General features: G+C 66.8%; 10 protein-coding genes and 1 pseudogene. 3 read left to right on the forward strand and 8 right to left on the reverse strand.

All coding sequences use genetic code 11. From position 1 onward, the window contains the following. Positions 1 to 97 precede the first annotated feature (97 nt). Genes RI03_RS04470 through RI03_RS04485 form a run of 4 tightly spaced genes read right to left on the reverse strand, consistent with a single transcriptional unit; the run spans position 98 to position 3596 of the window. The gene (locus RI03_RS04470) at positions 98 to 697 is read right to left on the reverse strand and encodes an ABC-type transport auxiliary lipoprotein family protein (RefSeq protein ID WP_010215503.1); all 600 of its coding nucleotides are present in this window, start codon (positions 695 to 697) and stop codon (positions 98 to 100) included. Then, positions 694 to 1665: an MlaD family protein gene (locus RI03_RS04475; RefSeq protein ID WP_010215504.1), complete on the reverse strand. Its 972-nt coding sequence runs from the start codon at positions 1663 to 1665 to the stop codon at positions 694 to 696. Before RI03_RS04475 ends, RI03_RS04470 begins: the two co-directional genes overlap by 4 nt. Before the next feature lie 3 nt (positions 1666 to 1668). Further along, entirely contained in the window at positions 1669 to 2499 is an 831-nt protein-coding gene (locus tag RI03_RS04480; RefSeq protein WP_010162558.1) for an ABC transporter ATP-binding protein, read from the reverse strand. Then, positions 2499 to 3596 (reverse strand): ABC transporter permease, encoded by a 1098-nt coding sequence (locus RI03_RS04485; RefSeq protein WP_010215505.1) that lies wholly within the window; start codon positions 3594 to 3596, stop codon positions 2499 to 2501. The genes RI03_RS04480 and RI03_RS04485 overlap by 1 nt, the downstream gene beginning before the upstream one ends. Before the next feature lie 62 nt (positions 3597 to 3658). Between RI03_RS04485 and RI03_RS04490 the strand changes: the two genes are divergently transcribed. Then, positions 3659 to 4330: an HAD family hydrolase gene (locus tag RI03_RS04490; protein ID WP_026046447.1), complete on the forward strand. Its 672-nt coding sequence runs from the start codon at positions 3659 to 3661 to the stop codon at positions 4328 to 4330. A 58-nt stretch (positions 4331 to 4388) separates the two neighbouring features. Here RI03_RS04490 and RI03_RS04495 read toward each other — a convergent pair whose 3' ends face one another. The 4 genes and pseudogenes from RI03_RS04495 to RI03_RS04510 form a co-directional block, all read right to left on the reverse strand. Further along, the gene (locus RI03_RS04495; RefSeq protein ID WP_010215507.1) at positions 4389 to 5606 is read right to left on the reverse strand and encodes a DUF445 domain-containing protein; all 1218 of its coding nucleotides are present in this window, start codon (positions 5604 to 5606) and stop codon (positions 4389 to 4391) included. A gap of 145 nt (positions 5607 to 5751) precedes the next feature. Beyond that, positions 5752 to 8918, reverse strand: a pseudogene (locus RI03_RS04500) (efflux RND transporter permease subunit). A gap of 4 nt (positions 8919 to 8922) precedes the next feature. Continuing rightward, positions 8923 to 10107 (reverse strand): efflux RND transporter periplasmic adaptor subunit, encoded by a 1185-nt coding sequence (locus RI03_RS04505; RefSeq protein WP_010215508.1) that lies wholly within the window; start codon positions 10105 to 10107, stop codon positions 8923 to 8925. A 227-nt stretch (positions 10108 to 10334) separates the two neighbouring features. Further along, the gene (locus RI03_RS04510) at positions 10335 to 12539 is read right to left on the reverse strand and encodes a penicillin acylase family protein (protein WP_051007233.1); all 2205 of its coding nucleotides are present in this window, start codon (positions 12537 to 12539) and stop codon (positions 10335 to 10337) included. A 52-nt stretch (positions 12540 to 12591) separates the two neighbouring features. On the opposite strand from RI03_RS04510, the gene RI03_RS04515 reads away from it, so the two are divergent. Together RI03_RS04515 and RI03_RS04520 are read left to right on the forward strand one after the other, a co-directional pair. Then, positions 12592 to 13872, forward strand: a complete 1281-nt coding sequence (locus RI03_RS04515; RefSeq protein WP_026046449.1) for a metal-dependent hydrolase family protein — start codon at positions 12592 to 12594, stop codon at positions 13870 to 13872. A gap of 260 nt (positions 13873 to 14132) precedes the next feature. Continuing rightward, complete coding sequence (locus tag RI03_RS04520) at positions 14133 to 15323, forward strand: efflux RND transporter periplasmic adaptor subunit (protein ID WP_010162568.1); 1191 nt, start codon at positions 14133 to 14135, stop codon at positions 15321 to 15323. Position 15324 lies beyond the last annotated feature (1 nt).

Consider the following 15324-nt stretch of genomic DNA (forward strand, 5'->3'; position numbering starts at 1 on the left):
AGAGGAACCGGAGAAAGCTGGCGACAGCGATTGGTAAGCTTGGCCAGCTCGACTGGACCCCGGCCTTCGCCGGGGAAGGTGCCGTCTAGCCGTTGCGTTACCGTCCGACCCAGTCCGCCACTTCGACCGCAACCTGATTCGCCGCCTGGTTGAGCGCAACACCGACCGGCCCCGCCGCGATCGCGCTGACCGGGACACGCGCCTCGAAGCGGCGCTTTTCGACCACCTTGCCGGTGCTGCGGATCAGCGAGCCGTCGAAGGCGACGACCGCCATGTTGGTGCCGGCATCGACGCCGAAAGACCGGATCTCCCCCGACAGGACGGCGCCTGGATCGGAAAAGGACTGCGCGCTGCTCAGGACGATGCGCCCGGTGCGCGGCGGGATCGTGTCCGACAGCAAGCGTGCGAACAACCGCGCGGGCGGCTCGACCCATTGCGCCTTGGCGACATAGGCGATCGAGGTCTGGCTCGCCTGGACGGGGATCCGCACCCCGGCAATCGACTGAGCCACCGCGGGCACCTGGATCGTGATCGTCGGCGCGGTGCTCGACGACTGCGTCTGGTTGACCGGCAGCGTCGTTGCCGAGGTCAGCGTCAGCAGCGACGCCGGGGGCTTGGCGGCAAAGCTGATGCAGCCGGAGAGCGACGCGAGCGCAGTCAGCGCGAGCAGCGATTTGGTCGAACGGATCATGGTCACTGTCCCTTTCCGGGCTTGTAATCAGGCAGCTTGGATTGGCCGATCAGCGCGCCCGCACCGCCGCGATCGACCTTTTCGGCGACCGACGTCAGCGCCATCGACATCTGGCGCAGGTCGTGCACCAACTGCCCGACTTCGGGGACGGTCTGCTTCGAGAACGCCTGCAACCCTGGCCGCGCATCGCCGATCGCGGCGTCGAGCGTCTCGGCGCTGTGCTGTGCCGACGCGATCGTCTTGTTGAGGTTCGCCATCACCGGGCGAACGTCGTTCGACAGCACGCCGTTGGTCGTGTCGGCAAGGTTGCCGATCTGCTGCGCGGCGACGCCCGCCTTCTGGATCGCGACTCGCGTCTCCGCCAGCGTCGCGGCGATTTCGGGCCCGCGGTCCGCCAGCGCCGCGCTCAGGCGGTTGGTGTTGGCGAGAATGCCCTGGATAGACTGCTGGTTCTTGTCCGACAGCATGTCCGACAGGCGCTCGGTCAGCGTCGAGATCCGCTCGAGCAACTGCGGCGCCGAACTCAGCAAGGCGCCGAGGCCGCCGGGCTTGGTCGGGATCGTCGGGACGCCGTTCGGGCATTCGGACAGCGGATTTTCGACCGGGCAGGCAATCGGCGGCGCGCCCTTGACCGCGCCGTCGAGCTGCACCGTGCTGGTACCGGTGAAACTGCCCTGCAACGAGGCCGTCGTTCCGATCAGGATCGGCGTATCGGGAATGACGCTGATCCGAACGCGGACGAGCGAGGGATCGGGCTTCCACAGCGCGATTTCCTTCACCTGTCCGGATACGACGCCAGAGAAGGCAACGCCCGACCCCTTTGCCAGACCGTCGACCGACTGCTTGAAGAAGATGTCATATTCCTTGTCGGTGGCGGTGCCCCAGCGCAGGATCCACACCAGGAACAGCAGCATCACCGTCAGCAGGATGAGCACGACCGATCCGACCAGCACATGGTTCGAGCGGGTTTCCATCAGCTATTGCCCTTCCGCTGCAGCGTCAGCATGTTCGTTGCGCTCGAGTGTCGCCGTTGCGGCGCGGCCACGCGGGCCCTTGAAATATTCCTGGATCCACGGGTGGTCCAGCGCGAGCAGTTCGTCGATCGTCCCGACCGCGATGACCTTCTTGTCCGCCAGCACCGCGATCCGGTCGCAAATCGCGTACAACGTGTCGAGATCGTGCGTGATCAGGAACACCGTCAGCCCGAGCGTCTTCTGGAGCGAGCGAGTCAGTTCGTCGAACGCGGCCGCACCGATCGGATCGAGCCCGGCGGTCGGTTCGTCGAGGAACAGCAGTTCCGGGTCCATCGCGAGCGCCCGCGACAAGCCAGCGCGTTTGCGCATCCCGCCCGACAGTTCGGACGGATATTTCGGGCCGGCATCGGCGGGCAGGCCGCTCATCACGACCTTGTAGGCGGCAATCTCGTCGAGCAGCGCGGGATCGAGCTCGGGGTAGAATTCGCGGAGCGGGACCTGGACGTTTTCGGCGACCGTCAGCGTCGAGAACAACGCACCGCCCTGGAACAGCACGCCCCAGCGCTTGGTCAGATCCGACAATTCGGTCGTTTCGCGATTGAGCGTGGATTCGCCGAGGACTTCGATCGAACCCGACTTCGGCGTCTGCAGCCCGATGATCGAGCGCATCAGCACCGACTTGCCGGTACCCGACCCGCCGACCACGCCGATGATCTCGCCCCGGCGCACGGTCAGATTGACACCGTCATGGACGATCTGATCGCCAAATCCGTTGACGAGATCGCGGACGACGATGACGTCGTCATTGTCGTTTGGCGCGTTGCCGGTTTCCATCACGACCACCCGATCGAGGTGAAGAACACCGCGAAGAACGCATCGAGCACGATCACGAGGAAGATCGCCTGGACGACCGCGGCGGTGGTCCGCGTGCCGACCTGTTCGGCATCGCCCTCGACCAGCATTCCCTGGAAGCAGCCCGCCATCGCGATAATCAACCCGAAGAACGGTGCCTTGATCAACCCGACGTACAGATCGGTCACCGGCACGACCTCGCGGATGCGCTGGACGAAGGTGACGGGCGGGATGTCGAGCGACACCCAGCAGAGCAGCCCGCCGCCGACGATTGCGATGATCGACGCGTACATGCCGAGCAGCGGCATCATCACCACCGATGCGATCACGCGCGGCAGCACCAGTGCCTCCATCGGCGAAACGCCGATCGTGCGCATGGCGTCGATTTCCTCGGTCAGCTTCATCGTCCCGAGCTGCGCCGCGAAGGCGGACCCGGAACGCCCGGCGACCATGATCGCGGTCATCAGCACGCCCAACTCGCGCAGCGTGATGCGCCCAACGAGGTTGATCGTGAACACCTCGAACCCGAATTGCTGGAGCTGGACCGAGCCCTGCTGCGCGATCACGATCCCGATCAGGAAGCTCATCAACCCGATGATACCGAGCGCAGTAACCCCGACGACCTCGAACCGCTGCACGACCGCGTTGAAGCGGAACCGCTTGGGGTGAGTCGCGACATTCCAGAAAGCGATCAGTGTCGCGCCAAAAAAGCCGAGCAAGCCGTAAAGCGTATGCCCGGAGGAAACGACCGCGTCCCCCAGCTCGCCGACGACGCGGGTGAAGCTGCCGACGGCGGCGGGGCGCATCGCGACCGGCTGGTCGGCGTTGGCGACCTGTTGCAGCAAATGCTCGCCATCCGCGTCGAGTCCCTGGATGTCGGCGTCGTGCTGTGCAGCAAAGCGGTGGACGATCCAGGCACCGACGGTGTCGATCCGATCGATGCCGCTGAGATCGACATGCGCGACCTTGCCATCGAAGGCACGGAGACGTTCCGGCAGGTCGCCGATCCGGGCGAGCGACAAGCTGCCGGAAAAGCGTACCGTGTCGCTGTCTTGAGAGAAGGCGGCCATTTCGGTCATTCGCGCCCTCCTTGCTGTAATCGGACTGGATCGGCAAGCGTTGCTGTGGTGTGAACGGTACGATGAATCATCTTGCCGTCTATGACATGGACAAGACCATAACTTATTCGGCGACGTGGACGCGGTTCCTGGTCGAGACTGCGCGGGTCGAATCGCCGTGGCGACTGGGATTGCTGCCGGTCTTGGCGCTTGCCGGGGCGGCGTATGCGATGCGACTGATCGGACGCACGCGACTCAAGGAAATTGCGCAGCGATTGCTGCTGGGGAGGCGGATGCCCGAATCCGTGGCGGCGCGCGCCGCGCAGCGATTCGCGGGGCGAATCGGCGATACGGGAGTCTACACGGGTGCCCGGCAACAGATCGCGGCGGATCGCGAGGCGGGATATCGGCTCGTGATGGCGACGGCTTCTTATGGATTCTACGCGGAAGCGATCGCTGCCCGGCTCGGGTTCGACGCGGTCATCGCGACCGGAGTGGTCCGGACGGACGGCATGATCCACGCGAAAATCGCTGGGGAAAATTGTTACGGCCCGGCCAAGTTGCGGATGATCGAGGCATGGCTGGCGGAGCAGGGGATCGCGCGACGCGAATCGCACGTACGATTCTATTCCGACCACGCGTCGGATGCGCCCGCGCTCGAATGGGCGGACGTCGGAATTGCGGTCAACCCGCATCCGCCGCTGCGCGCGATGGCGAAGGTGCGGGGGTGGGCAATCGAGGATTGGGTGCGCTGACGCCCGAGGCGGCGGGGTTGTAGTTCGAAGGTCGGCGCGTTCCCCGTCCGTCTGTTTGCTACAGGGCCACGTCCACGGCATGGATCGTAAGCCCCACCAGGCCGCCCACCAAAGTTCCATTGACCCGGATATATTGCAGATCCCGTCCGACGGCATTCTCGAGCCGTCGCGTGATCGTCTGCGCATCCCAGCCACGAACCGTCTCGGACACGAGCCGGACGATCCCGTCGCCATAATCGGCCGCAAGCCCCACCACGGCCCGCCGGACGAACCGGTTGATCGTGCGCCGCAGTTTCGGATCGGTCTGCAACGTGCCGCCAAGCTGGCGCAGCGCATCGCCGACCGGCCCGGCGAGCATCCGGTCGGGGTCGCGCGCGATCCGCAGCATCCCGCCGCGCGCCTGCTCCCATAACCCGTCGAGCCACCGCTGCATCGCGGGGTTGTCGATGATCTCGGCTTTCACCGCAGCGACGCGGTCGCGCATCCGCGGATCATGGACGAGATCGTGGGCGAGCGTCGCCAACCCTTCTTCCGCCTTCTCGCGCAAGGGATGGTCCGGGTTCTCTGCGATCCCGGTCAGCATGCCGTTGAGTCCGTCGATGATCTTGTTGGCGAGCGTCTCGTCGAGCCCGGTCCAGCGCATCATCGATCCCGAGCGTTCGCTGACCATTGCGCGAACGAGATGCTCGTTCGCCTCGAGCACGCGCGCCGCCCAGCGGACGATTCCGTCCAGAAGGGGGAGATGCCGGTCTTCGGCGATCGCGGCGGTCAGTGCCTGACCAAGCAGGGGGGAGACGTCGAGCGCGCGAAGCCGCTGACCGATCCCGGCCTTGACCATCCCGCCGAGACGCTGCTGGTCGAATGCCTCGAGCATGTGCGCGGCCAGCCGTGATGCGCCGCGCCGAAGCCGTCCGTCGCCGCCGGGCGGGTTGGCGAGCCAGCGCCCCGCTGCGCCGGCGATGTCGAGCCCGTGCATCCGGCGTGCGACGACGCGCGGCACGAGGAAGTTGTCGCGCAGGAACGCGGCGAGCGTCGTGCCGATGCGATCCTTGTTGCGGGGGATGATGGCGGTGTGCGGGACGGGAATGCCGAAGGGGTGCCGGAACAAGGCGGTCACCGCGAACCAGTCGGCCAGCCCGCCCACCATCGCTGCCTCGGCAAAGGCGCGGACGAAGCCGATCGCATGCCCGTAGCGCGACGCGGGATCATCGTAGGCGCGCGCAACGAAGAAGATCGCCGCCATCGCGACGAGCAACCCGCCCGCGATCCAGCGCATTCGCACCAATCCCGCCGGGGGCGCTTCAAAGGCTCGAGGCGGGGTAGGGGTTCGCATTGCCGGACCAATCCCCGAACGCGACGATTGTTCAAGCGCCAAGTCCCGGCGGCGGTGCTTTTTCCGCCGGGCTGCGAGGTCGGCTGGGTTATTCGGCCGGTTGCGGCTTGTCGTCGCCCGGCTTGTAATGGATCCGCGCCGGGTCCCCCGGGCCGAGTTGCGGCTTGGTTGGCGACTGATGCTCGATCAACGGGCCGCCATCGTCGCCGGGGCGATAGGTCAGCAGACGACGGCGCAGTACCGGCCCGACACGCGCCTCGATCCCGATCGCCAGGCTGAAGCTGGCCGGGACGATGAGCAGCGTAAGCACGGTCGACATCGTCAGTCCGCCGATCACCGTGATCCCCATCGGAACGCGCGACGATCCGTCGCCGGTCAGCGCGAGCGCAGTCGGCAGCATGCCCATCACCATCGCGACGGTGGTCATCACGATCGGCTGCGCGCGCTTGTGCCCGGCATCGATGATCGCGGTCAGCACATCGACGCCCTTGTTCATCTCCTCGAGTGCAAAGTCGATCAGCAGGATCGAGTTCTTCGCGACGATGCCGAGCAGCATGATCAGACCGATATAGACCGGCATCGAGATCGGCGTCCCGGTAACGGCAAGCCCGATCAGCCCGCCGAGCGGAGCGACCAGCAGCGACATGATGTTGATGAACGGCGGCAACAGGCGGCGGTACAGCAGCACCAGCACCGCGAAGAGCAGGAAGATGCCCGCGACCAGCGCGATGATGAAGTTCTGGATCAGCTCGACCTGCCACTTCGATTCACCAAGGACGAGTTCCTTCACCCCGATCGGCATCGTCTTGAACAGCGGGAGCTCGTGAATCTCCTTTTGCGCGGTTCCGCTGACGACGCCCGGGGCAAGGTCCGCGCCGATCGTCAGCTGGCGCTGTTGCGCGACACGTTCGATCTTGGTCGGGCCTGCGCCGAAACCGATATCGGCGACTACGCTGAGCGGCACCGACCCGCCGCTTGCGGTCTGGACCGGAAGGTTCTGGATCGTCGACAAACGCTGGCGCGAATCCTGGTCGAGCGCGACGCGGATTGGGATCTGTCGGTCTGACAGCGAGAATTTCGCGCTGTTCTGGTCGATGTCGCCAAGCGTCGCGATCCGGATCGCGTTGGACATCGCCGCGGTCGTCACACCCATGCTCGCGGCGAGGTCCATATGCGGGGTGATGACGATTTCGGGACGCTTGAGGTCCCCGCTGATCCGCGGCGCGACGAGGTCGGGCAGGCGGCTCATCTGGTCGACCAGCTTTGCTCCGGTCTCGGCGAGGAGCTTAGGATCGTCGCTGCCGAGCGTGATCGTCAGCGCACGCCCCGCACTGCCCCAGCCGCTCGACGACCGGAACGAGACGCGCGCGTCGGGAATCGTCTGAAGTGTCGGCGCGAGCGCGCGCTCGAACTCGTAGCTCTTCATCTTCCGCTCGCGCTTGGGCTTGAAGATTGCGGTGACCCGACCGTTGCCGACGAAGGCCCGCGAATAGACCGACTCAATGCTCGGCTGTTTCTGCAGGATTGCGGCGACCTGCGCGACGACCGTCTTGGTTTCGGCGAGCGTCGTTCCAGGCACCATCTCGATCGTCGCGGTGGTGGAGTCGCTGTCGCGCAACGGCTGGAAGGTCGCCGGAATCGACATGAACAAATAGATCGTCGCCGCGAACGCGACCGCGCCGCCGAGGATCGCCGACCAGCGATGCATCAGCGTCCAGCGCAGGATCGCCATGTAGCGATCCATGATCCAGCCCTCGCCGTGCGATGCCTCGCCCTGCGCCTTGAGGAAATAGGCGGCGAGCATCGGGGTGATGAGGCGCGCGACCGCGAGGCTCATCAGGACCGAGGCGACCACGGTCAGGCCGAAATTCTTAAAGAACTGCCCCGAAATGCCGGGCATCAGGCCGACCGGGAGGAACACCGCGACGATCGCCATCGTCGTCGCGAGGACCGCGAGGCCGATCTCGTCGGCGGCGTCGATCGCCGCCTGATAGGCGGACTTGCCCATGCGCATGTGTCGAACGATGTTCTCGATCTCGACGATCGCATCGTCGACCAGCACGCCCGCGACGAGGCTCAGCGCCATCAAGGTCATGTTGTTGAGCGTGAAGCCGAGCAGGTCCATCACCCAGAAGGTCGGGATCGCGGACAGCGGGATGGCTAGTGCGGAAATGATCGTCGAGCGCCAGTCGCGCAGGAAGATGAACACGATGACGACCGCGAGCGCGGCGCCCTCGACCATCGCCTCCATTGCCGAATCATATTGCTGCTTGGTGTATTTGACGCTGTCCGAGATGCGCTTGAAGTGCACCTTGGGATTGCGCGCCTCGAGCGCGGCAAGCTTTTTCTCGGCTTCCTCGAACACCGTCACGTCCGACGCGCCCTTGGCGCGCTGGAAATCGAACGACAGCACCTGCTGGCCGTTGAGCGCCGAGGCCGAACGCTGTTCGGCATACAGATCCTCGACCCGACCGAGGTCGACCAGCTTGAGCGTCTGGCCCATGCCGGTCGCGATCTGCGTCTGGCCGAGCTGATAGGCGGTCTGGGCGTTGCCGAGCACGCGGACCGATTGCTCGGACCCGGCGAGCTGCGCGCGTCCGCCTGCGGCGTTGAGGTTGACCTGCCGGAGCTGCTGATTGACCTGCGACGCGGTCAGCCCGTGCGCGGAAAGCTTCGCCGGATCGAGGATGACGCGAATCTCGCGATCGACACCCCCGTTGCGCTGAACACCAGCGAGGCCCGGGACCGACAGCAGTTCTTTCGCGACGTTATTGTCGATGTACCAGCTGAGCTGCTCGACCGTCATATCGGTGCTGATCGTGCGTAACTCGCCAGATCCTGCCCGGTCGTGTTCGCGCGCATGATCTGCGGCTCGAGGATGCCGTCGGGCAGGTTGCTGCGGATCTGCGCGATCGACGACCGCACGTCTTCGACCGCGCGGTCGATCGGTGTGCCGATCGCGAGCTGGACGACGGTTTCCGACTGGCCCTCGGTCACGGTCGAGTCGATCTCGTCGATCCCCTGCAGGCTGCGCAGCGCCGCCTCGACGCGCTGCGTAACCTGGGTCTCGAGTTCGGTCGGCGCCGCGCCGGGCTGGCTGATGTCGACGATGACAACCGGAAAATCGATGTCGGGCTGGCTGTTGACGTCGAGCCGCATGAAACTGACGATCCCCGCCAGCGTCAGCATGAAGAACAGGACCAGCGACGGGACCGGGTTGCGGATCGACCAGGCCGAGATGTTCCGGAAGCTCATGCTGCTACCTTTGGTTCGCGGCCGAAAGCGCGACCCGCGTCGGCTTGACCTTCTGGTCGGGGGTCAAGAATGCACCTGCCGACAGGACGATCTGCTCCGTCCCGTTCAAGCCTTCGGTGATCGAGACACCCTTGTCCGACACTTCGCCCACCTGGATCGCGCGCCGGACGATCTTGTCGCCCGCGCCCATCACGTACACGAAATTGCCCTTGTCGTCGCTCTGGATCGCCGAGTTGGGGAGCTGCGGTACGTCGGTCGATCCCGCAACCACTGCGGCGGAGGCGAAGCCACCCGGACGCAGCGCGGGATTGTAGGACAGCGCGATCCGCGCGATTCCCTGGCGACTCTGGGGATCGATAACCGGGGAGACCTGCCAAACCTCGCCCGTGAAGCTCTCGCTCCCGCCGACCGGGGTGACTTGCGCGCGTGCGCCGATCCGCAGCCCGCGCAAATCGGCCTCGCTGATCTGCGCGCGCATTTCCATCTGCCCGCCCTCGGCCAGCCGGAACAGCGTTCCCGTTCCCGGGCCGACGATCTGCCCGGGCTCGACCGCGCGGGTCAGCACGAGGCCCGCGGCGGGGGCGCGGATATCGAGGCGGCTGGTGCGCGCGTTCGCTTCGCCGAGCGTCGCCTGCGCGACCTTGACGCGTGCGAGCGCGGCGTCGCGCGTCGCGGCCTTGCGTTCGAGGTCCGCCTTGGACAGGAACCCGCGCGTGACCAGCGTCTGCGCGCGATCGAGTTCGGATTGCGCGATCGCCGCGTCCGACCGCGCGACCGCGATCTGGGCGTCAAGCGATGCGGCGGTTTGCGTCTGAACCGAGCGGTCAACTAGGGCGAGGACCTGCCCCTTGCCGACCCACTGGCCGGGTTCGACCAGCACGCGCGTCACCATCCCGCCGTCGCCTGCAACGCCGACCGGCATTTCGCGCCGTGCGGCGAGCGACCCGGTCGCAGACACGACGCGCGCGACGGTGGAGCGTCCGGGCACGACGACCGAGACAAGCGGAAGCTGTTCGACCGCCTTGGCGGCGGGCTTGGAGCGTCCGAACAGGAGATATCCGACGACCAGCGCGATCAGGAGGACCACCAGGACCGCGATGATGATGCTGCGGCGGCTACGCGGGGGCGTCTCCGGACCGGGCAAGCCGCGGAGTTCCTCAGTGCCGATCACGCGCGTCTCGTAATTCATCTGAGCCAATCCAGATCTCAAGGGCCTTTCGACCCAGCCCCCACCCATGCCACCCGCAAGGGCAACCGTGCTCGTCGCACTGTGTTATCGGAATAAACCACCAACCTCAAGAGGGGTAATTATCGTGCGCAACATGCCCAGTTTCAGGGCGCACCGCAAGGTGAGCCTGTGGGGCGACTACAGTAATTGTAGGTTGTGACCCAATTGCCACCCTCGAACGCAACTGCTCAGCGGCGCGGGCCTGGACGATACCGTCTTACGGTATGCTGGGCGAGATCGGCGGGGTAGAAATACACCGGTCGCAATGCGCCGCTGGCGTAGCGTTCGGCCTGGTCGCGGAAGTGCGCCGACGCCGGGTCGCCGCTTTCGCCGCCCGCAGTCACCGCCCAGGCGCGCACTTTAGGACCGAATTCAACGACCGCGACAAAGCTGTTGCCGCTCGATCCGTACAGCTTGGTGGTGTTGGCATAAGGCCGCGCGCCGAACGACGCGAGGCTGCCCCATTGCGCCGAGGTGAAGGGCACCGGGATGCTCGGTTTCGTATCGTCGAAATGCGGCGTTATCGAATCGTCGAGTCGCTGGAAGCGGTTGATCTTGCCCCAGCCGACCTGCCACGTCCCGAAATCGCGGGTGAGCTGGTCTGCCGCCTCGCCGAGCGCGTCGAGCTTGCGCGCGTCGGGAATGTCGTGCGCGATATGGTCGGGGACGTTGATCTGCTCGGCCTGGACGAAGCTCCCCGCCTCGCGCCACATCTTGCCGCCCCACAGCACGCCGAGCGTGGTCGCGACCGAGTCCACACCCCAGCGATAATCCCATGTCCGCAGCGCGCCGATCGGCCCGGCAAGCCGCGCGCGGCGCGGGTCCTTCGCGGCCAGCGCGTCATAGGCGCGGATCAGCGGCGGGATCAGCCGGGCGAAGGCGGGGAGGTAGCTGTCATAGGCCGCGGCGATCAGGCGTTCGGGGGTGAAGTCGTGCCGCCCGGTCAGCAGCAGGTCGGCGTGCACGCCGCGCGCGTTTTCGCCGAACGTGTCCATGTAGCGCGGATAGTCCCTGGCCTTGGGGCTGTCCGGCCCGGCCGCGCCCCACGGCGAATCGTTGGTGTTGCGGACCCAGCCGACCTTCGGGTTTATCGCATTGGGGAGGGAGGCGACGCTATGGAGGCCCTTCCAGTCGGTCGCGGGGTCGGCGCCGTCGACCGTCTTCGCGTAATCGAGCGCATCGCTCCGGACCGGGACAAACTGCGGGTGGAGATAGGCGATCGCGCCGGTCGAATCCGCGAACAGCGTGTCGTTCGAGGAGTTCGCCTGCCGCTCCGCTACGCGCATGTAGCTGGCGAGGTCGTGCGCCTTGGTGCGGAGCCAGCTTTGTTCGAGCGCGGGGACGGGTTTCCACATCAGCGCCTGCGCGATCCACTTGCCGCCATGTTCGGCGACGATCGGGCCGTGATGCGAGGCGTAGGTAGTGAAGCTGCGCGTCGCGCGCGTTCCGTCCGCCTTGCGATAGGCGAGCGTGATCCGCCGCGTCGTGATCGGCCGCTGCTCGCTGCCGTAGCGATAGGTGATCGCGTCACCGCTGCGCGTGATCGTCTCGGCGAAGGAATCGACATTGTCGACGCCCGACGAGGTGTGCATCCACCCCGCTGTCTCATTGAAGCCCTGGTAGATGAAGAACTGCCCCCAGGTCGACGCGCCATAAGCGTTGAGGCCTTCGGCACTCGTCATCTGGAGTTCGGCGCGGAAGTAGAAACTGGTGTGCGGGTTGATCAGCAGCAGCGCGTGCCCGTCGACGGTGTTGCGTGGCGCGATCGCGATCCCGTTCGATCCGCGCGGCTCGCGCGGGAAGGGGCCGGTGTCCTGCTGCGCGACCGCGATCCTTTGGCCACCGTAGAAGGCGGCGAGGTCGGTCAGCGAAATCCGCTCGATATCGCCGCCGATGCTGCCTTCGGTAAACGACAGCGCCATCCATGGTTCGAACCGGGTGAGCACCTTGGGGCGGGTCCGGGGATGCGTCGCCAGAAAGTAATTGAGGCCATCGGCCCAGGCTTGCATCAACGCGCGCAGATACGCCGGGCTTGCGGCATAGCGCGCCTGGAGATCGGCCGGGTCGGCGTACAATTGCTGGCGCAGGTCCGCCCAGAGCGCGGTCTCGCCCTCGGCCTCGGCGGTGCGGCCGAGCGCGGTCAGGTAATTCGCCTCGATCCGCGCGAAATCGTCCTCGGCCTGCGCGTAGATCGCGCCGAACACCGCGTCCGCATCAGTCTTGCCGCGGACGTGCGCGATCCCCCAGGTGTCGCGCGTGATCGTGACCCGCGCCGCCTCCGCGTTCCAGCGGGCGCGCTCCGGTACGGGCGCGGGCGCGGCGGCGGTGGCGAGCAGCGCGAGCAGCAGCAACGGGGCGGCGCGCTTGCGCGGAGCGGGAGGGGCGGTATCCATGGCGCAACGCTATCGGGCATCGCGGCGCGCGACAACCTTCAGGGAGACGGGGATGAAATGGGCGATCGCACTGGCGCTGCTGGCAACGGGCGCCACCGCTGAACCCCCCGCGCCGCCGCACACGATCCTGTTGCGCCCGGCGGCGGTGTTCGACGGGGTCGATCCGGTCGCGCACGCCGGGTGGCAGGTGCTGGTGACGGGCGACCGGATCGTCGCGGTCGGGCCGGCGCTGACGGCCCCGGCGGGCGCGGAGACGATCGACCTGCCCGGCGAGACGCTGCTTCCCGGGTTGATCGAGGGGCACGGCCATCTGTTCCTCCACCCCTATAACGAGGCGTCGTGGGACGATCAGGTGCTCCACGAACCGCTTGCGCTGCGCACCGCCCGCGCGACCGTGAGCGCACGCGCCACGTTGCTGGCCGGCTTCACCACCGAGCGCGATCTCGGGACCGAGGGCGCGGGCTACGCCGATGTCGGGCTCAGGCAGGCGATCGCGCAGGGGATCGTGCCGGGGCCGCGGATGCTCGTGGCGACGCGCGCGATCGTCGCGAGGGGCGCTTATGGGCCCAAGGGCTATGAGCCCGGCGTCGACGTGCCGCAGGGCGCCGAGGAGGCGAGCGGGGTCGATGACGTGGTGCGCGTGGTGCGCAGCCAGATCGCCGCCGGGGCGGATGTGGTGAAGCTGTACGGCGACTATCGCTGGGGACCGGGCGAGCCGAGCCGCGCGACCTTCTCGCAGGCCGAGATGACCGCCGCGGTCGCCGCGGCGCATGATGCCGGGCGGATCGTCGCGGTCCACACCTCGACGCCCGAGGGGATGCGGCGCGCGATCGCCGCGGGGGCGGATACGATCGAGCATGGCTATGGCGGGACGGTCGAGATTTTCCGCGCGATGGCGGCGCGCAAGATCGCGCTGTGCCCGACGCTTGCGGCCTCCGATGCGGTTGCGCGCTATCGCGGCTGGAGCGGCGGCGATCCCGTGCCGGCGGCGGTGGCCGAGAACCGCGCGGCGTTTGCGCTGGCGCGCTCGGTCGGCGTGCCGATCTGCATGGGGGGCGATGTCGGGGTGTTCCCCCACGGCGAGAATGCCCGCGAAATGGAGCTGATGGCGCAGGCCGGGATGCCGCTTGCCGACGTGCTGCGCGCCGCGACCGCTGGCAATGCGGCGGCGTTCCACCTGACGGATCGCGGGCGAGTCGCGGCGGGCCTGCTGGCCGATCTGATCGCGGTCCGGGGCGATCCGCTGCGCGATCGCACCGCGCTGCGGCGGGTCGATTGGGTGATCAAGGGCGGCGTGGTGGTGCAGCGACCGGCGCTGCCCGGGCGGCCGTGACCGCGGCGAACCGGCGGCGTTCCGTAACCGAAATGTCACGAACATCGCACAGGCGGGGAACGGGTCGAACGGTATAATAGGCAATAAAACCAACGGCTTGTGAAATACATACCGATCGGACGGTAATGTTGCCTTGCAATGCAGCATCTGCCGCCGCACGTTTATGCCGCAAAGCTGTGGGCTGCCAACGCGCATGCCTGCACCGGCAAGGGTGGCTGAGCGATGCACGACATGGGGATCTTACATTGACGAGTTCGTATGTGCGCTTCTTGCGCCCGGTAGTCGGCGCGACCGCATTGGGTCTGCTCGCCGCCTGTTCGCAAAAGGCACCGCCGCCGCCGCCGATGCCGCAGGTCAGTGTCGCGATACCGCTCCAGCGCGACGTGGTCGACTGGGATGAATACGTAGGCCGGTTCGAGGCGATCCAGGACGTCGAGCTGCGCCCCCGGGTCTCGGGAACGATCGACCGGATCTTCTTCGCCAACGGCCAGCGCGTGAAGGCGGGCGAAGCGCTGTTCACGATCGATCCGCGCCCCTATCAGGCAGCACTCGCGCAGGCTCGCGCGCAGGTCGCCAAGGCGCAGGCTTCGGTCACCAACGCGCAGTCCGAACTGTCGCGCGCGCAGATCCTGCTCAAGGCGGAGGCGATCGCGCGCGAGGAATATGAGACCAAGCTCGCCGCGGTCCGCACCGCACAGGCCGATCTTGGCGCCGCACGCGCGAACGTGTCGACCGCGCAGCTCAACCTCGGCTTCACCACGGTGCGTTCGCCGATCACCGGGATCGTCTCGGATCGTCGCGTCAGCAAGGGCAATTACGCGACCGAGGCGACCAGCGTGCTGACCCGCGTCGTCTCGACCGACCCGATCTGGTTCTCGTTCGAGGGCGCGGAAAGCTTCTATCTCAAGTATCTGCGCCAGGCGAAGGCGGGCGAGCGCGGCTCGTCGCGCAACACCGCCAACCCGGTCGAGGTCCAGCTCGCCGACGAAAAGGGCTTCCGCTGGCGCGGCCGGATGGAATTCGTCGACAATGCGATCGACCCCAATTCGGGGACGATCCGCGCCCACGCGGTCATCGCCAATCCGGATGGCTTCCTGACGCCGGGGCTGTTCGGCCGCGCACGGCTGCTCGGCTCGGGCCATTATCGCGCGATGCTGGTGCCCGACGAAGCGGTCATCACCGACCAGACGCGCAAGCTCGTCTATGTCGTCGGCAAGGAAGGCAAGGTCATCGCGCGTCCGGTCGAGACCGGGCCGCAGGTGGAAGGGCTGCGCGTCGTCAAGTCGGGGCTCGCGCCGACCGAGCATGTCGTGATCGACGGGATCACGACGTTGCAGCCGGGGGCCAAGGTGAAGGAAAACCTGGTCAAGATGAAGCCCAAGGCCGCCGACACCGCGCCGCAATCGACCCCCGAAAGCGCGCCGCCGGCTTCCGACGCGACCGCGAACTAAG

The organism is Sphingomonas sp. PAMC 26621 (assembly GCF_000251145.1).
Lineage (GTDB): Bacteria > Pseudomonadota > Alphaproteobacteria > Sphingomonadales > Sphingomonadaceae > Sphingomonas.